Origin of the sequence: Nonomuraea purpurea (assembly GCF_042650645.1) — a bacterium.
GTDB lineage: Bacteria > Actinomycetota > Actinomycetes > Streptosporangiales > Streptosporangiaceae > Nonomuraea > Nonomuraea purpurea.
The window spans coordinates 139,411-156,141 of the sequence record NZ_JBHSBI010000006.1; the positions used below are offsets into that span (position 1 = coordinate 139,411).

Annotated in this window: 14 protein-coding genes; 6 read left to right on the top strand and 8 right to left on the bottom strand. The window is 69.3% G+C overall.

Features of this window, described 5'->3' with window-relative positions:
• Positions 1–29: 29 nt before the first annotated feature.
• From ACFOY2_RS14080 to ACFOY2_RS14090, 3 genes are all read left to right on the top strand, one after another.
• The gene (locus tag ACFOY2_RS14080; RefSeq protein WP_379528423.1) at positions 30–1,661 is read left to right on the top strand and encodes a dolichyl-phosphate-mannose--protein mannosyltransferase; all 1,632 of its coding nucleotides are present in this window, start codon (positions 30–32) and stop codon (positions 1,659–1,661) included.
• Between the two features lie 113 nt (positions 1,662–1,774).
• Positions 1,775–2,956 (top strand): hypothetical protein, encoded by a 1,182-nt coding sequence (locus ACFOY2_RS14085; protein WP_379528424.1) that lies wholly within the window; start codon positions 1,775–1,777, stop codon positions 2,954–2,956.
• 80 nt (positions 2,957–3,036) lie between these two features.
• Positions 3,037–3,969 carry a DUF5996 family protein gene (locus ACFOY2_RS14090; RefSeq protein WP_379528425.1) on the top strand — a complete coding sequence of 311 codons (933 nt, stop codon included), beginning with the start codon at positions 3,037–3,039 and terminating at the stop codon, positions 3,967–3,969.
• A 283-nt stretch (positions 3,970–4,252) separates the two neighbouring features.
• Here the strand turns inward: ACFOY2_RS14090 and ACFOY2_RS14095 are convergent, their stop codons facing one another.
• Complete coding sequence (locus ACFOY2_RS14095) at positions 4,253–5,605, bottom strand: MFS transporter (RefSeq protein WP_379528685.1); 1,353 nt, start codon at positions 5,603–5,605, stop codon at positions 4,253–4,255.
• 425 nt (positions 5,606–6,030) lie between these two features.
• Between ACFOY2_RS14095 and ACFOY2_RS14100 the strand changes: the two genes are divergently transcribed.
• A complete protein-coding gene (locus ACFOY2_RS14100; protein WP_379528426.1) occupies positions 6,031–7,188 on the top strand; it encodes a Cmx/CmrA family chloramphenicol efflux MFS transporter in 1,158 nt (385 codons plus the stop codon).
• 173 nt (positions 7,189–7,361) lie between these two features.
• On the opposite strand, the gene pip is transcribed toward ACFOY2_RS14100, so the two are convergent.
• Both pip and ACFOY2_RS14110 read right to left on the bottom strand, forming a co-directional pair.
• Entirely contained in the window at positions 7,362–8,312 is a 951-nt protein-coding gene (gene pip, locus ACFOY2_RS14105) for a prolyl aminopeptidase (protein WP_379528427.1), read from the bottom strand.
• 40 nt (positions 8,313–8,352) lie between these two features.
• Positions 8,353–9,141, bottom strand: a complete 789-nt coding sequence (locus tag ACFOY2_RS14110; RefSeq protein WP_379528428.1) for a neutral zinc metallopeptidase — start codon at positions 9,139–9,141, stop codon at positions 8,353–8,355.
• Between the two features lie 134 nt (positions 9,142–9,275).
• Here ACFOY2_RS14110 and ACFOY2_RS14115 point away from each other — a divergent pair, with 134 nt between their 5' ends.
• Positions 9,276–9,950, top strand: coding sequence for a hypothetical protein (locus ACFOY2_RS14115; RefSeq protein WP_379528429.1), 675 nt, complete (start codon positions 9,276–9,278; stop codon positions 9,948–9,950).
• On the opposite strand, the gene ACFOY2_RS14120 is transcribed toward ACFOY2_RS14115, so the two are convergent.
• The 4 genes from ACFOY2_RS14120 to ACFOY2_RS14135 all read right to left on the bottom strand — a co-directional run bounded on the left by ACFOY2_RS14120 (position 9,934) and on the right by ACFOY2_RS14135 (position 14,261).
• Positions 9,934–11,163 carry a cytochrome P450 family protein gene (locus ACFOY2_RS14120; protein ID WP_379528430.1) on the bottom strand — a complete coding sequence of 410 codons (1,230 nt, stop codon included), beginning with the start codon at positions 11,161–11,163 and terminating at the stop codon, positions 9,934–9,936. The genes ACFOY2_RS14115 and ACFOY2_RS14120 overlap by 17 nt on opposite strands.
• A 148-nt stretch (positions 11,164–11,311) precedes the next feature.
• Entirely contained in the window at positions 11,312–12,430 is a 1,119-nt protein-coding gene (locus tag ACFOY2_RS14125; RefSeq protein ID WP_379528431.1) for a hypothetical protein, read from the bottom strand.
• A 102-nt stretch (positions 12,431–12,532) separates the two neighbouring features.
• On the bottom strand, positions 12,533–13,744 hold the full coding sequence (locus tag ACFOY2_RS14130) for an aminoglycoside phosphotransferase family protein (protein ID WP_379528432.1): 1,212 nt from the start codon (positions 13,742–13,744) through the stop codon (positions 12,533–12,535).
• A 52-nt stretch (positions 13,745–13,796) separates the two neighbouring features.
• A complete protein-coding gene (locus ACFOY2_RS14135; RefSeq protein ID WP_379528433.1) occupies positions 13,797–14,261 on the bottom strand; it encodes a hypothetical protein in 465 nt (154 codons plus the stop codon).
• On the opposite strand from ACFOY2_RS14135, the gene ACFOY2_RS14140 reads away from it, so the two are divergent.
• Positions 14,253–14,657, top strand: coding sequence for a hypothetical protein (locus tag ACFOY2_RS14140; RefSeq protein WP_379528434.1), 405 nt, complete (start codon positions 14,253–14,255; stop codon positions 14,655–14,657). The two genes, ACFOY2_RS14135 and ACFOY2_RS14140, sit on opposite strands and share 9 nt — an antisense overlap.
• Before the next feature lie 71 nt (positions 14,658–14,728).
• On the opposite strand, the gene ACFOY2_RS14145 is transcribed toward ACFOY2_RS14140, so the two are convergent.
• Complete coding sequence (locus ACFOY2_RS14145; protein ID WP_379528435.1) at positions 14,729–16,672, bottom strand: hypothetical protein; 1,944 nt, start codon at positions 16,670–16,672, stop codon at positions 14,729–14,731.
• Between the last annotated feature and the right edge of the window lie 59 nt (positions 16,673–16,731).

Sequence of the window (16,731 nt, forward strand, 5' to 3'; positions counted from 1 at the left end):
CACCGCTCTGGGGCCCGTACGATGTCCGAATGGCGGTGACCGATTCCCCGTACCAGGCCTACGAGAGCTCGGAGGTCGGCAAGAGCCTTCCTCAGACGCGATCCGTACGCGATCGGGTCATCCCGCCCATGCGCGGCAGCGTGATGTGGGGATGGATCGGGCCGCTACTGGTCACCCTCTTCGGCGGGATCCTGCGCTTCATCGGGCTCGGCCACCCCAAGGCCGTGGTGTTCGACGAGACGTACTACATGAAGGACGCGTTCTCGCTGATCACCTGGGGTGTCGAGCGCGTCACGGTCAAGGACGCCGACAAGGCCATCCTGGCCGGCAACACCGACATCTGGCAGTCGTGCACCCCCGAACAACTCGACAAGTGCGCCTCCTACGTCGTGCATCCGCCGTTCGGCAAATGGATGATCGGGGTGGGCGAGTGGCTGTTCGGGCTCAACCCGTTCGGCTGGCGCTTCGCGGCGGCCGTCGTGGGCACGCTGTCGATCCTCGTCCTGGCCAGGCTGGCACGCAGGATGACCCGCTCGACGCTGCTCGGCTGCTTCGCGGGACTGCTGCTGGCCCTTGACGGCCTGCACTTCGTGCTCTCGCGCACCGCGATCCTCGACATCTTCCTGATGTTCTGGGTGCTGGCCGCGTTCGCGTGCCTGGTGGTGGACCGCGACCAGGCCAGAGAGCGGCTCGTCGCCTGGTACGAGAGCGGGCCGATAGCCAAGGACGGCCCGTCGCTGGGCATCAGGTGGTGGCGGATCGGGGCCGGGGTCTGCCTGGCCCTGGCGATGTCGGTCAAGTGGTCGGGGCTGGCGTTCGCGGTGGCGTTCGCGATCATGTCGGTTCTGTGGGACTTCGGCGCCCGCCGGGCCGTGGGGCTGCGCTCGCCCTATCTCAGCGCGATCAGCAAGGACGTGCCGCAGGCCGCGCTGGCGTTCACGGTTGTGCCGTTCCTCACATACATGGCGACCTGGGCCGGCTGGTTCGCCACCGCCACCGGCTACGGCCGCAACTGGGACCAGGCCACCTCGTCCGGGCCGTTCTACTTCGTCTTCGACTCGGTGCGGTCCTGGGTCAAGTACCAGTGGCAGGTCTTCACCTTCCACAGCGGCCTGCAGACCCCCCACGACTACATGTCGGAGCCGTGGCAGTGGCCGCTGCTGCTGCGTCCCGTCGCCTTCTTCTACGAGGGCAAGCAGAACAACTGCGGCGTCAAGGACTGCTCGGAGGCGGTGCTCGGCGTGGGCACCCCGGTGATCTGGTTCGCCGCGGTGGCCGCGCTGGTGGCGCTCGTCGCGTGGTACTTCTCCTCGCGCGACTGGCGGGCCGGGGCCGTGCTCCTGTCCTACGTCATGGGCTGGCTGCCGTGGTTCTACTTCGCCATCTCCGACAACAGGACGATGTTCCTGTTCTACGCCATCCCGATGGTGCCGTTCATGGTGCTGGCCATCACGCTCTGCGCCGGGCTGCTGATCGGATCGTCTGCCCCGACGGCCTCCGGAGCCATGCCGATACGGCGTACCATCGGAGCCGCAGTCGTCGGTGCCTTCGCGCTCCTCGTAGTGATCAACTTCTGGTGGCTGCACCCGATCCTGTCCGCTGAGCTCATCCCCTACACCGAGTGGAGGGCCCGCATGCTCTTCGAGAAACGGTGGATATGATCCACTTACAGTTGGCCCAATAGTGGTTGCATAGGGTAGTCACCGTGCAAGACCCAATACGCACCGGATTCGGTCATCGTCAGGCCCGGGTTCGATACGGCAAACTTCGAGGCATGAGTGCACCGGATGTCACCGCCCTTCTCGCCGAGTTGGAGCGATCTCAGCCGGACCTGGCCGAGGACGCCAGGACCGCCGTCGAATGGTTGACGGGTGGGGAGCCGTTGGAGACGGTGACCCAGCTCGACGTCTGCGAGTTCCTCTGGTACACGTTGCCGCTCAAGGTCGGCGGCGACCACGAAAGCCTGGCCCACTCCCTCGGGCGGCTGCTGCACATCGGAGGCTTGGAACGATACGCGGCGCTGTGCGTGTCGCCCACGACTCTGCAGATCCTGCGCACCTACGCCCGCGAGGGCGAGGACGCGGGCACCAGCGCCTACCAACAGGCGCTTGAGGCCACGGGCGTGCTCCCGCCCGACGTGCCGGAACTGCAATGGAGCATGATCATGGGGCCCGAGGAGCTGGGCGCCCACATCGCCTGCGCCGCGGCGCTGGAGCTGGCGATCGTCTCCGGCGAAGATGTCGACCGCAGCGCCCTGACCCGCCGCTGGCTCACCGAGCCACGGGCCGACCTGGGCGGCGACAGCTGGCTCAACCGGGTGCACGGCGAACGGCTCAACCGCTGGGTGCTCGGCCGAGGCCCGGCCAGGCGGGAGCTGGCGCAGCCGTTCGAGGTGCGCCTGCACGCGCCGGTCACCCCGCAGCCGCTGCCCGCGCTCCACCGGCTTCTCTCCCTGGCCGCATCCGAGGGCCTGCCGCTGCGCCTGGCTCCCTCGCCCGAGGCGCTGCGGCTGCGCGAGCTGGCCGAGCGGGAGCTGGGCGCGATCAGCCGCGACGGCGCGAAGCTGGCCATCACCGACTACGGCAAGCGGCTGCTCAGGTCGCCCAAGGCCATGTGGGCGGCGGTGACGCGGCTGCTGCTGGCCAGGGGCGAGCACGACTTCGAGGTGTCGGCCAGGGAGGCCGCGCTCATGCTGCTGGCCGACGGCACCCTGATGTCCCCCTCCGAGCTGCGCGAGCGGGTGGCGGGGGTGGTCGGCGGCGAGGGCTGGCACCCGACCACGACGCTGGAGGACGTCGCCCCTCCGGTGGCCGACCTGGTCGCCCAGCTCACGGCCCTGGAACTGGCGTTCAGCGACGAGCTGGCGGTGCGGATGGACCGTCCCGGCCAGCTCGCTGCCCTGGCGGCGCTGCGGACCCACGCCCTGCAGCCCAGAAAGTACGTCAGCTCCGGCTGACAGCACGCACCCCTGGGAGTCGGCCGAACACATGCGGTAGTTACCATGGCAGGGAAAGCTCTACGCCGGAGGGGGCCGTCATGGAGCTGTTCCCTGCCATGCCGCTCGCTGAGTGGACAGAAGCCAAGGAGACCTTTCACCGCTTCGCCCAGATCGTGGGCAAGATCCGCCTGACCTCGAGCAACCGACGCAACCACTGGTGGCAGGTGCCGTTCCATCCGACCGGACGCGGCATCACGAGCCGGCCGATGGGCGGGCTGGGCGAGCAGCCGCTGTTCTCGATCGACTTCGACCTCGTCCGCCATCGGCTGGTGATCGACGTGCTCGACGGACGCAGCGCCGAGTTCAGCCTGATCGGCAGGTCGGTCGCGTCCTTTCACGACCGGTTGTTCGAGACCCTGGCCGGGCTGGGCATCCGGCCCGAGATCTGGGCGGTGCCGTTCGACCTGGGCGACGACACGCCGTTCGCCGAGGACACCGTGCACGCACGTTACGATCCGATGCTCATCAACCGCTACTGGCGGATCCTGTCGCAGGTGGTGCAGCTCCTCGATCGCTTCGCCGCCGATTTCTCCGGCAAGATCAGCCCGGTGCACCACTTCTGGCACACCTTCGACATCGCCGTCACCCGCTTCACGGGGCGCGTGGTCCGGGTCTCGCCGGACACCGACCCGGTGACCCGGGAGGCCTACAGCAGAGAGGTCATCAGCTCGGGGTTCTGGTTCGGCGACAAGGAACGGCCGTGGCCGGCCTTCTACTCCTACACCGCGCCGGAGCCGGACGGCATCGAGCGCGAGCCGCTACGCCCCGAGCAGGCCGAATGGATACCCGCACGGGGCAGCCATCTGGCAATCCTGCGCTACGACGACGTCCGGGCGCTCGGAGATCCCGTGGGGACCGTGCTGACCTTCCTGGAGAGCGCTTACCAGGCCGGGGCTAAACTGACCGACGTCGACGCCGAGGCGCTCAACAGCCCCGGCGGCGTCACCGACCCCTACTACGCCAAAAACTGAGCGCCCGCCCTCCTGATCGGAGGGCGGGCGCCCACGAGTGCGTACCGGTGTGCAGGTCGCCTCTCGGCGAAAGGCACAACACGGCTCCAGCCGAACGGTATTCCGTGAAGGCAATAGGTGAGGCCCGGGGACACTGGACACACCGGCCACGAGTTATGTAACCACACTCCGCCCCCGATCATTCCCCGCCGCGCGGATACTTTTTCCATCTTGTACGCGCTGCCATGGCCGGCCACCCACCGCACTCCGGCCGACGGCCCTCCAGGAAACGGCCCCTGACCCTTCACCGGTACTCGCCGTTACGCGAGCCCAAGTTGTCCGACTCCGTGGTGTCGCCCGGCCCTGGCATACGGGTGGAGACGAGGACGTCGCGCATGAGGAGGATGGAGGCGAGCGCCAGCAGGCCCGCCCCGACACCGAGCCAGCCGACCATCCCGCCCACCCCCGCGGCCGTGATCAGCTCGCCGTGGCCGCCGATCAGCGACTGCGCGCAGGCCAGGCCGAAGGAGCCGCCGAGCTGCTTGGTCAGCATCGAACCCGCCGTGGCGGCCCCCATGTCGGCGTGGGGGACGCTGTTCTGGGTGGCGATGGTGATGCCGCCCATGGACGGCCCCGCGCCCAGGCCGATCAGCAGCAGCCACGTACCGGCCAGGACGGGGGACGTGTCGGGGGCCAGGGCGAAGAACGCCGCCGCACCGACCGTGACCAGCACCGCCCCGACCACCAGCACCGGCTTGGTGCGCCCGGAGCGCAGGATGTGAACGGCCGTCAGCCGGTTGCCCACGGTCATCCCGACCAGCAGCGGAAGCAGGAGAAGGCCCGAGGTGGTGGCCGAGTGGCCGCGTACGTGCTGGAGGTAGAGCGGCAAGAAGATGCCCACGGGCAGGACGGCGAGCTGGAAGAAGAAGCCGCCGCTGAGCAGGGCGGCGTAGGAGCGCAGTCGCAGGAGGTGGGGCGGGAGCAGCGGGGCGACGGCCCGCCTCTCGACGGGGACGAGCGCGGCCAGCACGGCCAGACCTGCCAGCAGGGCGCCGAGCACGGCTGGATCGTTCCAGGCGCGGCTGGTGTTGCCCTTGACGCTGAGGCCGGTCAGGATCAGCGAGAGGCCGGTGGCGAGCAGGGCGATCCCGGCCGCGTCCAGCTTGCCGGGCGCACTTGCCTGGACGCGGCGCTCGGGCAGCAGCACCGTGACCAGGGCCGCCGCGACGGCTCCGATGGGGAGATTCATCAGGAACGCCCAGCGCCAACTCGCGTGATCGGTCAGTACGCCGCCGAGCAGCGGCCCGCCGATCATGCCGACGATCATCATCCCGGCCATCAGGCTCTGCATGCGGATCATGCCCTGGGCTCGGTGGGGCGGATGGAGGTCGCGGATCACCGCCATGCCCAGGGTGAGCAGCGCACCCGCGCCCACACCCTGTAACGCGCGGCTGACGATCAGGAACGGCATCGAACCTGCCAGCCCGCAAGCCAGAGAGCCTGCCAGGAAGATCGCTAAGCCGGCGAGGAGGAGACGGCGGCGGCCGTAGAGGTCGGAGAAGCGCCCGTAGATCGGGACGCTGACCGAGGACGTGAGCAGGTACGCGGTGACCAGCCAGACATACCACGAGCCGGACCCGCCGACCTGCTCGACGATGCGGGGCGTGTGCCGTGGTCAGGTGAAACCATGGAAGCCGGGCAACTTGGGCTCGCGTAACGGCGAGGTGGCGGTGAAGGGTCAGAGGCCGTTTCCTGGAGGGCCATCAGCCGGAGTACGGCGGGTGGCGGGCCATGGCAGCGCGTACAGGATGGAAGACCCCCAGCCACAACGGGTTGGACACGGAACGATCGGGTTTGCTACGTTGCCGCGTATGTCCAGCCCCGAGGCGTCAAGACGCTAGCCACCGGTCGTCCGGTGGCTTATTTCGCGCTGTCGCCGTCGAGGCTTTCCTCCGCGACCCCGCGCGCCACTCGGATCACCGTGACACGGGCTCTTTCCTTCGTCTGACCCCGGCGGCATGCCGTCCTTCCTGCCATGCCCGCCTTCCTTGTCGATCCACGATGTGGTCGCGGAGTTCTTTCATGCCATTTGCTGTTTACCTGCTCGGATTGGCGGTCTTCGCCCAGGGGACGTCCGAGTTCATGCTGGCCGGGCTCGTGCCCGGCATCGCGCAGGACCTGAACGTGTCCATCCCCGCCGCAGGGCTGCTGACCTCGGCGTTCGCCGTGGGCATGGTCGTCGGCGCGCCGCTGACGGCGGCGCTCAGCCTGCGCTGGTCGCGGCGGAGCACGCTGCTGGCCTTCCTGATCGTCTTCCTGGTCGTCCACGTGGTCGGGGCGCTCACCACCAGCTACGAGGTGCTGCTCGGCACGCGCGTCGTCGCGGCGCTGGCCAACGCCGGATTCCTGGCGGTGGCCATGGCGACCGCCGTCGCCATGGCGCCGTCCGACGCCAAGGGCCGTGCCACCTCCGTCCTGCTCGGCGGCGTCACCATCGCCTGCGTCGCGGGCATGCCCGGCGGGGCCGCGCTCGGCGAGGTCTGGGGGTGGCGCTCGGCGTTCTGGGCGGTGTCCGTCGCGCTGATCCCGGCGATCGTCGCGGTCGTCGTGTCCGTGCCCGGCGGCGGCGCCTGCGCGCCCAGCCCCCTGGGAGAGCTGCGCGCGCTGCGCCGGCCCAGGCTGCTGGTGCTGCTCGCGCTGGGCGCCCTGGTGAACGGGGCCACGTTCTGCACCTTCACCTACCTCGCGCCGCTGCTCATCGGGACCACCGGTCTCGACTCCGCCTGGATGCCCGCGATGCTGGCGCTGTTCGGGCTGGGGTCGTTCGCCGGGGTGACGATCAGCGGACGGGTCGCCGACGTGCGGCCCGTGCGGCTGCTGGTCGTCGGCGGGGTGCTGCTGCTCGGCGGCTGGGTCGCCTTCGCCGTGACGACGGGGCTCGCGATCGTGCTCGTCTTCGTGCAGGGGACGTTGTCGTTCGCGGTCGGCTCCACGCTGATCTCGCAGGTCCTGTATGCGGCCGACGGGGCGCCCACCTTGGGCGGCGCCTTCGCCACGGCGGCCTTCAACGTCGGCGCGACCGTCGGGCCCTGGCTCGGCGGGGTCGCCATCGGGGCCGGGCTCGGGTTCCGCTCGCCGTTGTGGGTGAGCGCGCTGCTGGTCGGGGCCGCGCTGGTCACGGCGGCGCTCGCGTATCTGGTCCGTCTCGGATCTGGTGGCGCCGGTGTGACGCGCAGTTAAACAGGTGGTGGCCGAGAGTCCGCCAGACTACGGTAAAGACCAGGTCAGCGGCTCGGTCCCGCTGAGCGACGCGCGAACCCGCGGCTCACCCGTGCGGTGTCAACCGACGGCGAGGCGATGGTCACCGGGCACCGTCCAAAAGCCCAGACGGTCGCGAGCCGCGGGTCCCGCGCTCACCGATCCGCGAAGCCGTCCAGGGCCGCGCGGATCTCCTGCCCGAACGTCGTGCTGCCGGTGTGACCGGAGTCCTCGACGACGACCAGTTTCGCCTCGGGCCAGGCCTGGGCGAGCTGCCAGGCGGTGTGGAGCGGCCCGCTGAGGTCCATGCGGCCGTGGATCAGCACGCCGGGGATCCCGGCCAGCCGCCCGGCCTCGCGCAGCAGCACGCCCTCCTCCAGCCAAGCGGCGTTGGAGAAGTAGTGGGAGCAGATGCGGACCATCGCCAGCCTGGCCTCATCGGGCCGATCGCTGTAGGCGCCCGGCTTGCCGTTGCTCTCCAGCGAGATGACCGCGTCCTCCCACTCCAGCCAGTCGGCGGTGGCCTTCTCCCTGACCTTCTGGTCGGGGTCGGACGTCAGCCGCGCGTACGCCGCCAGCAGGTCGCCGTCCCTGTCGGCCTCGGGCACACCCTGCCTGAACCGCTCCCACTCCTCGGGGAAGAACCGCCCCACGCCTCGGTAGAGCCAGTCGATCTCGGAGCGCCGCGTCATCGTGACCCCGGTGAAGACCATCTCCGACACCCGCTCAGGATGGGCCTCGGCGTAGGCCAGCATCAGCGTCGACCCCCATGACCCGCCATACAGCAGCCACTTGCCGATGCCGAGGTGCTCACGCAGGAGTTCCATGTCGGCGACCAGGTGATGGGTGGTGTTGGTGCTCAGGTCGGTGGCCGGGTCACTGGCGTGGGGACGGCTCCTGCCGCAGTTCCGCTGGTCGAACAGGACAATGCGGTAGCGCTCCGGGTCGAACCAGCGGCGCGCGCCTGTGGAGCAGCCGGAGCCCGGCCCGCCGTGAACGACGAGCGCCGGCTTGCCGTGCGGGTTTCCGCAGACCTCCCAGTAGACGAGGTTGCCGTCACCGGTGTCGAGCATGCCGTGCTCGTAGGGCTCGATCGGGGGATACAAGGCCGGGCTCCTCTCCAAGGGCTATAACAGCGCTTTTATATTACGCGACCTTGGAGGACGGGGCGGTCCAGGTGTTGCACGAGCCGGGGTCGCCGGTGGCGAAGCCGCGCTTGAGCCAGGCACGGGCGCTCGACGCACTGCCGAGCGTGCGCTCCTCATCGGGGCCGTCACCATCGACGAGGGACACGAGGTAGTTCCAGTCCTTCGTGGTTCGCCCCTTCAGCGGCCAGACGCTCTTGGCGAAAGCACCGGCGAAGCAGTCGGACTGGAGGCTGTAGCGCCGGGACTGCTCGTGGAGCTCGGCCTTCTTGCCATACGGCACCGCGTCGTAGGCGTCCGAGATTCCTGCGAGGTTCTGCACGTGATAGGCGTACAGGGAGGCGGCGGTATAGAAGAGCCAGAGGTCGGACGGGTCCCTGAGCCACGTCTTACCGATCTGGACGGCTATTGTCCCATTTTTGTCACAATACCAGGACTGGGAATCAGCGCGACCCGTCGTGTAGCCGCAGTACTTCTTCGGGAACTTGTCGACGTGCTGGACCCTGACCTTTCGGTAGGGCAATCCGGCGTCGGTGAGGTGCTTCTGCCAGGTGGTTTCCAAGCACGCGACGACCGCGTCGAAGTAGGCGCGGGCCAGTTTGCGGTCGTTCTTCTTGGCCTTCGGCTCCTCACAGGTCGTCGTGGGGAGCGCTCCCGCCTCATAGAGCGGGTTGGCAATGAGTTTGGGGTGTTTGACTGGGTATGCCGCCGAATCGGCGGAGGCCGTACCAGCTAATGGCGCCGCCAGAGCGAAGGCCAAAGCCGCAGTCGTCAGAGAAAGACGTTTCACGATGCGTGACAATAGGGCCCAAAGGGCTCAGGAGCAACGCGGTTAAAGAATGTTAGATCCAACTATGAAGTAACTGAACCAACACGAAGGGTACTGATCGCTGCGGTAACCGAAATTCCGCAGCAAGGAGCACCATGTACAAGCACGCGATTGTCGCATTCGTCACAACTTCCACCGCCTTCGTCCTCACCGCCGGGGCGGCGGCCGCCGAAGAAGCGGCACCTCTTCCACAGATATGCGGCACCGGCAACATCGTCAGCGGCTCAGCCCCGTGGCACACGATGGAGACGAGCCTCACCGACGTCCGCGCCTACGTAGGAGGGCTGTTCACCGCCGAGGCCTCGATCTTCGTCCCGTCGGCGTCTTCGAGCGCGCTGAGCTCGGTGCAGGACGACTCGCCGTTCTTCCTCTCCGCGCCGTGGACGGCCTCCTCCGCCCAGACCGAGCCCTCGCTGCTCTCCCCGGTTCGCACCCTGCTCGAAAGCCTGATCACCAGGGCCGAGACCTGCTCCTTCATCGAAGACGCCGACCTCACCACGGACTGGGACATCCCGTCCAGCCCCGAGATCGACACCATGGACACCGAGGAACTGGTCGAAGCCCTGGCCATCACACCGGCCTGCGGCGGCCCCGCCGCGGTGACGAGCACGACGTCGGAGGCGATTCAGACCGCCAGCGTCACGCGACTCTTCCAGCAGGTCGTCACCGCCGACCCTGCGGTCTGCGCCGCGCCCGCCTCCTCCTCGCGTTCGCTCCTGGACGCCATCGGGGTCACGGGCCTGCTCAACCAAATTATCGGCCGTCCTTGACGGGGCCGAGCAGCACCGGCAACGACACCGGCCCCTCCGTGATGATCGAAGAAACGTAGGCGATGTCGTCCGCTCCGACGTCCAGGCGCAGGTCGGGGAAGCGACTGAAGAGCGACGACAGCGCGATGCGGGCTTCCAGCCTGGCCAGTGGCGCGCCCAGACAGAAGTGTGGCCCCCGGCCGAACCCCAGGTGGGGTTCCTGGTCACGCGAGAGGTCGAAGCGCTCGGCGTGCTCCCCGAACCTGGCCGGGTCCGTCCCCGCGGCGCTGATGCCCACCATGATCGGCTCGCCTTCTTTGATCGTCACCCCGGAGACCCGCACCTCGCGCATCGGGTAGCGGAACATGACGTTGATCACGGAGTTGCGGCCGCGGAGCGTCTCTTCGACCGCTCGGTCCCAGGCGTTCTCCGCACGCGCCATGGCCAGTTGCGCGGGGTCCGAGCAGAGCGCGACCACCGCGTTGGCGATCAGGTGCACGGTGGTCTCGTGCCCGGCGATGAGCACCAGCCACAGGATCCCGACCATCTCGCTGTCGGACAGGCTGTCGCCGTCGTCCTCCTGCGCCCGGATGAGCGCGGTGGTCAGGTCGTCGCCCGGCGCGCCGCGTTTGCGCTCGATGAAGGCGGCCAGGTACGCCAGCAGATCGCCCCCGGTCTTGACGGCCTCGTCCGGGGTGGTCTCGTGGGACAGCAGGATGAGGCTCCAGTCGCGGATCTGTTTGCGCTCGTCATGGGGAATGCCGAACAGCTCGCAGATCACGGCGACGGGCAGCGGTTCGCTGAACAGGCGCACGAGGTCGACCCGGTCGCCCTGCTCCGCCATCCGGTCGAGCAGCTCGTCGGTCATCTCCTGGATGCGCGGGGCCAGGGCCTGCACGCGCGCGGGGGTGAAGGCGCGGTTGACGAGGCCGCGTAAGCGCCGGTGGTCGGCGCCGTCCTTGGTCAGCAGGTGGTCGCCGTCGACGACCTGGCGCAGGGGCCAGTCGGCGGGGATCGTGCCGTCGTTCAGCGCGGTGTAGTTACGCGGGTTCTTGCTGAACAGGATGCCGTCGTTGGAGAGCACCTCGTCGACCGATTCGTAGGCGACCACGGCCCAGACGGGCACCTGTCCGGGGAGTTCGACGCGCACGACAGGTCCGCCCTCGGAGCGGAACCGGCTGATCGTGTGGAATGCCCGCTCACCGGGAATCGGCAGCTTGAAGGGACAGGCCATCGGCAGCCTCCAAAAGTCGGGGTGTCACCCACACACTTTCCGCGCCGCACCCGACCGGGCCAAGGACGCTTCATTGTCACCACACGGCCCTCAACAGTGCCGGACCCGCCACACCCCGCAGGTCACCCGGCAGGAGCGAGGTGCCGCGTCACCAGGTGGCGCTGGGCGGGTTTCCCGCACGCCCCTTCGCCGTGATGGGGGCCGACGTCGTCGAGCCGTCGGTGAGATCGACCACGAAGCGCTGCCACTCGTGCGTGAACATCAGGTGGCGGCCGGTCCCGTCGATACTGAACCGCAGACCGAGCGACGCGCTGCGGGGCAGCTCGGGGCGGGCGAGGACCCGCGTCTCGCCCTGGCCGTCCAGGGTGAGGCGTTCGATCGTCTGGCCGGTCGAGTAGACCAGGGCGCCGCCGTCGGGCGTGTAGGCCACCGACTGCAACAGCCACTTGCCCTGGGCGGCGAACTGGGTCGCGGCCATCAGGTCGGTGTCACGCCGTGCGAGGTCGAGCAGGCCGATGGCCTTGCCGCCGGCGACCCAGGCGAGCGTACGGCCGTCCGGCGCCCAGGCCAGGCCGGTGATCAGGGACTGCTCGCGCGTGCTCCAGTCCCTGCGCCGCCCGGTGGCCAGGTCCAGCACGGAGATCCTGGCTCCGCCCCTGATGAGCCTGGTGGCGTAGGCGAGCCTGGTGGCGTCCGCGCTCAGCGCCATGGTTTCTGCCTGGTCGGGGTCGTCCTGCTCAGGCCGGGGGACGGGCACCGGCTCGCCCGGCCGCCCGTTCTCGTCGAGGGTGAGCGTGAAGAACCGGATGGGCGAATCCGGCCCGGTCCAGCCGGTCAGCGCGAAGGTGCGGTTGTCGGGGGCGGCGGCCACGAGGTGCCAGGAGGAGCGCACGCCGGGCGGTAGCGGGACCTCCGCGACCAACTCCCCGGTTTCGGCGTCGTGCACGGCCGGGCGTACCGGAGTGAAGGTCGCCGTCTTGGAGCGGTCGGCGAAGTGGGCGATCGGGGTCCGCGCGACGATGAAGAACCTCGGCGCGCCGGTCACGGGTCTGGCCGGCCCGGTCGCCATCGGCGCGTCCAGAGAGGTCGCCGGCGGGGCGGCAGACGTCGTCGGGGCGGAAGACGTCGTGCCGACCGTCGGGAGGGCAGGCGTCGTGAAGACCGTCGGGGTGTTGAGCGACACCCGCTCCATGGCCGGGTCGGCGCAGGCCCCTGTCAGGAGGATCACGGCTGAGCCCACTGCGGCGAGCACTGCGCGAGAGGTCATGAGGAGATCGTCTTACGTATCTCCCTCCACCGCCAAACGAGCTGGTCGCAGGGCCGCCACCGGCCTCGTGCCCGGCCCGCTCGCGCGGGCGGAACTCCGGCTTCAGCCCCTCACCGCCAGCTTCTGCTCGGGGGACGAGCAGGCCCGCAGCGCGGCTCGGACGCTGCTGACGGGGTCGTCCAGGTGGTAGACGTGTTCCGACGGCTCGATGCCGTCCAGGAACTCCTGGTAGCGCACGGCGTAGGCCAGATGCGCCAGCGGTTCGGCGATCGTCAGCGCCCTGGCGGGGTCGCTGCCGGGCGCGTGCGCCGTCCAGGCTCCGATCCAGGCGCGGGCGGCGGCGGGCCGCCGGGCCTCGGGCAGGAAGTCGCAGATACGGACGCCGTCCAGCACCGGGTTGCCGAGGTGGGCGTCGGCGAAGTCCACCAGGACCGGCGGGCCGCCGTCGCTGCGGCAGTTGCCGGGGTGGAAGTCGCCGTGCACGAGGGTGTCGGGCAGGCCGCATCCGTCCAGCAGGGGCCAGCGTTCGACCAGCTCGTACGCGTCCGCCAACTCCTCGGACGTCAGCGCGCGGCCCACGTCGCCGTCGAGCAGATCGTGTACCCGGGCCGCGAGGACGGGCCCGCGCCGGTCCGGCACCCCTGCAGGAACCTCTCCCGCCAGCGCGGCCTGCGCGGCGACCAGCCGGGTCACGGCGCCGGCGATGATCTCGTCGGGGGCATCCCAGCAGTCCTCACCGGGCACGTGCTCCAGCAGGACGCGCCCCGTCGCCGCGGCGATGACGGCGGGCACCAGGTCCTGGCTCTGGCCCGCGAACGCGCCGATGACGGCGGCCTCGTCGGTGGCGAACCGCGGCGTGGTCTTCAGCCAGACCGGTCCCCGATCGGTGGGCAGGCGGAACAGGCCCGCCAGGTTCCAGGTCCTGCGCTGCTCGACCGGGCCGCTCATCGGGCGGCCCGCGGCGGTCAGCGCGTCGGAGGCCCAGCTCAGCGCCTCGCGCAGCCCGTCGATCGTGGCCCAGGGAGCGCGCAACTCCTGCTCGTCGTCAAGCGGCGTCTGGTCGGCGGGCAGCGGGGCCGGCGAACCTGAGTGCCGGAGCGCTTCGGCGTGGTAGGTCGCGTGGCCGTCGCGGCCGCCCTCCCCTCCCTCCACCCGGAGCAGGCGCAGCACCAGCACGTCGACGCCGAGCGTCCGGCGTATGTGCGCGACGACCGGCTCCACCTCCGCCCACCACGGCACGTCCACGGGGAACGGGCCGACGACGCCGAGGCGGTCCGCCCCCGACGTCACCCACACGCTGACCGTTCTGCTCACCCGACCAGTCTGGGTGCCGCCCCACGACGGCCGCCACGCAATTTCCACCTGCTCATCCTCGACTGAGCCTGACGCACAGGTCCCAGACGGCCTGCTGGTTGGCCGGGTCCAGCGCGCTGCCAGGCAGCGGCCTGCGGCGGCACTTGTCGTCGACGTACACCCCGGTCACCCCCTTCAGTTCGGCACTCGACGCGGCGTAAATGCTGGATCGGGCGGGTTTGCTGATGTTTGACAGCAGAAGCGGCGCGACGACCTTCAGGAGCAGCGGCGCGATCGGCCGGTAGAGCAGCGGGAACGCCCCGATCGAGGTGGCCTTGTTCATGGGCGTGTGGCCGTGTCCTGGATAGATCACGTTCGCCGTCACTGCCGAGCCTTCGAGCTCGCGGGCGAGCCGGAGCGTCATGGCCATCGTCATGGTCTTGGTGTGGTTGTAGGGGCTGAAGGTCCACCCCAGGTAGCGGCGGCCGACAAGCCCCCCAGGAGCGCCGACGCCGTCAAGGGGGTCCGCGTGACCCACATCCCCAAGGGCTTCATCTACGGCCAGGTCAACGCGAACACGCACGATGGCATCACCGCATACGGTTACGGGTGGAGTGATGACCGCGACGATGTGGACCGCAAGCATCGGTCGCTGTTTGTCAGGGTGGTGTGCCGGCCGAGGGCGAGCCGGCTGGCGCAGCTCAAAAACCCGCCGATCGAGCTCCAGAAGTACTTGGCTTTCGAGAAGTTCTCGGGAGATACGAAGACCGAGAAGATCGGCGGCCGTCAGGTGCTTACCCAGTCAGGTGACGGCGCGCTGGGCCATGGCCGGTACGCGGGCTGGATCGAGCGCGAGGGCGTCGTCGTCACCGTGATGGCCAGCCAGCCCCTCGTGCCGGAGCTCACGAAGATCATCAACGGCATCGAGCTCTGAGCCGGACGACGCGCCCCAGTTCCTCCCGCGGCCTGGGGAGCGCGCCCCGTGCGACTTCTCTGCCGGCCCGGTCAGCCGGCGACCTTGACAGTGGCGGTCTGGCCGGCCCGCACCGGCACCACGGCGACGGTGTAGGTCACGCCGTCGATCACCTTGCGCAAGCCGGGCGCGCGGTGGCCGTCGACCTCCAGCCACCGGTGCTCGCCCGCGAACCTCGCCTCCCAGAGGCGAAGCCCGTTGGAGGCGTTGGTGAAGGCCGAGGACACCTGCCCGTCATGCCGCACGGTCACAGTGCCGTCGCCGACCGGCACGTCGGCCACCTGCAGCCAGCCGATGTCGGCGGGCAACCGCGACTGGGTGGCGACAGTCCGCCTCGGCGCGTCGGGCTGGATGCCCATGAGCCCCTCGACGGTCTGGCTGACCAGCGTGAACGGCACCTCAGGGTAGTCGCCGTTGAGCCCTTGGCGGCTGCTGACGTGATTGGTCTCGCGCTGGTTGTAGACGTAGCGCATCCACTTCCACGCGGTCTCGTTGTGGTTGTGCCGGAAGAACGTGTCCGGCAGGTACGTGATCGCCTCAATATTGCGCGGCCCTTCGGCCCCTGTCGCCGCGGTGTCGATGAAGTCGAGGTAGGCGTCGTTGCGCGGCCCGGCGTCGATGATGCCCTTCATCGGCATGAACCAGCTGTTCTCCTTGCCGAAGCCGGTCAGCGGGGTGCCGTCGACGGTGTAGGCGCGGACGAACTCGTCTGAGCCGGGCTTCACGCTCCAGGTCTGGTTGAAGTAGCTCTTCAGGTCGCGGGCCTGCTTGGCGGCCCGCTGCGACGTCTTGATGTCGTGCTTGTCGCGAGCGAGATCGGCCAGGGCTCGGTATGCCTGGTACTGGGCGCCGATGGCGTCGCCCGCCTCGGCCAGCGGCTCGCCGCTGACCTCGTTGTAGCTGGCCGCGCCCTGGAATATGCCCTTGCCCGTGCCCTCGGCGACCTTGACAGTGCCGTTGGGAATCTGGCCGTCGTGCAGTGTGACGAAGTCGCTCGTGGCGCGCTGGTAGTAGTTCCACAACACCGGATCGTCGAGGTAGGCGCGGTCGCCGGTCCACCTGAACGCCTGGTTGGCCTTCTCCACGAGCTCGAACGTGGCGGGCACCTCGCGGACGAAGTCGGTCGGCGAGCGGTAGTCGATGGCCAGGTAGGTCCTGGCGTCGAAGTTCAGCGCCCAGACCGGGTAGAACTTGTGCTCCTCGGTCGCCGAGGCGGCAAAGGAGCGCAGCATGTTCTTGTTCTCCCGGTCCAGGCCCAGGATGTGCGCCCCGGCGAGCTGGTGGGCGAAGTCGCGCGAGTAATAGCCGGTGCGGTGGGCGTATCCGGCCCAGTAGGAGGAGGTGTAGACGCCCTCGCCGGTGCCCGCCGGGTTCCGCTCGTCCACGTTGAGCGGGCCGGGGACGCCGTCCTGGTGCGCCCAGCCGCCCGCCTTGGCCTTGGCCCAGTCGAACAGCTCGACGATCTGGGTGTTGGACGAGGTGACCCGCGGGTCGGCGGTGGCTCCCGGCGAGACCATCACGTCGTCGGCGTTGACCCAGCCGGAGCCGGAGCCGAAGACGATCTCGAGGCGGTCGCCCTCCGCCAGTTCCACGTTCGGGTGGGTGTACCTGCTGTACGTGGCGCGCGACGGCAGGGTGATCGTGCCCACGTCGGCGCCGTCGCGCAGGACGGTGAACGTGCCGCCCGCGCCGCCGGTGGCGATCCAGGCCGAGATCGTATAGCGGCCCGCGGCAGGGGCCGTGATCGCCTGACTCACGCTCTTGCCCGCGCCGGAGTCGAGGTAGATGAGTTTGGCGCCGCCGTGGGGCTTGTTGGTGGCGACGCCGGTGCCCTGGGTGAACGTCCAGCCCTCGGCGTCCTTCTCGAACCCGGGGTTGACGATGACGAGCGGGCCAGCGGCGGCTCGCGCGGGGGTCAGGGCCGTGGCGGCCAGCAGCGAGGAGCCGACGAGGACGGGAAACGCCTTCCACTTCATGGAATTCTCCCGATGATAGGATGAAATTTCTGAGCACAAAGAGACGAAATATCGGGACT

Bases quoted from the DNA above. Each gene is read 5' to 3' on its own strand.
- ACFOY2_RS14100 (WP_379528426.1), top strand. From the start codon at position 6,031: ATGCCATTTGCTGTTTACCTGCTCGGATTGGCGGTCTTCGCCCAGGGG.
- ACFOY2_RS14145 (WP_379528435.1), bottom strand. From the start codon at position 16,672: ATGAAGTGGAAGGCGTTTCCCGTCCTCGTCGGCTCCTCGCTGCTGGCC.
- ACFOY2_RS14115 (WP_379528429.1), top strand. From the start codon at position 9,276: ATGTACAAGCACGCGATTGTCGCATTCGTCACAACTTCCACCGCCTTC.
- ACFOY2_RS14090 (WP_379528425.1), top strand. From the start codon at position 3,037: ATGGAGCTGTTCCCTGCCATGCCGCTCGCTGAGTGGACAGAAGCCAAG.
- ACFOY2_RS14125 (WP_379528431.1), bottom strand. From the start codon at position 12,430: ATGACCTCTCGCGCAGTGCTCGCCGCAGTGGGCTCAGCCGTGATCCTC.
- ACFOY2_RS14080 (WP_379528423.1), top strand. From the start codon at position 30: ATGGCGGTGACCGATTCCCCGTACCAGGCCTACGAGAGCTCGGAGGTC.
- ACFOY2_RS14120 (WP_379528430.1), bottom strand. From the start codon at position 11,163: ATGGCCTGTCCCTTCAAGCTGCCGATTCCCGGTGAGCGGGCATTCCAC.
- ACFOY2_RS14085 (WP_379528424.1), top strand. From the start codon at position 1,775: ATGAGTGCACCGGATGTCACCGCCCTTCTCGCCGAGTTGGAGCGATCT.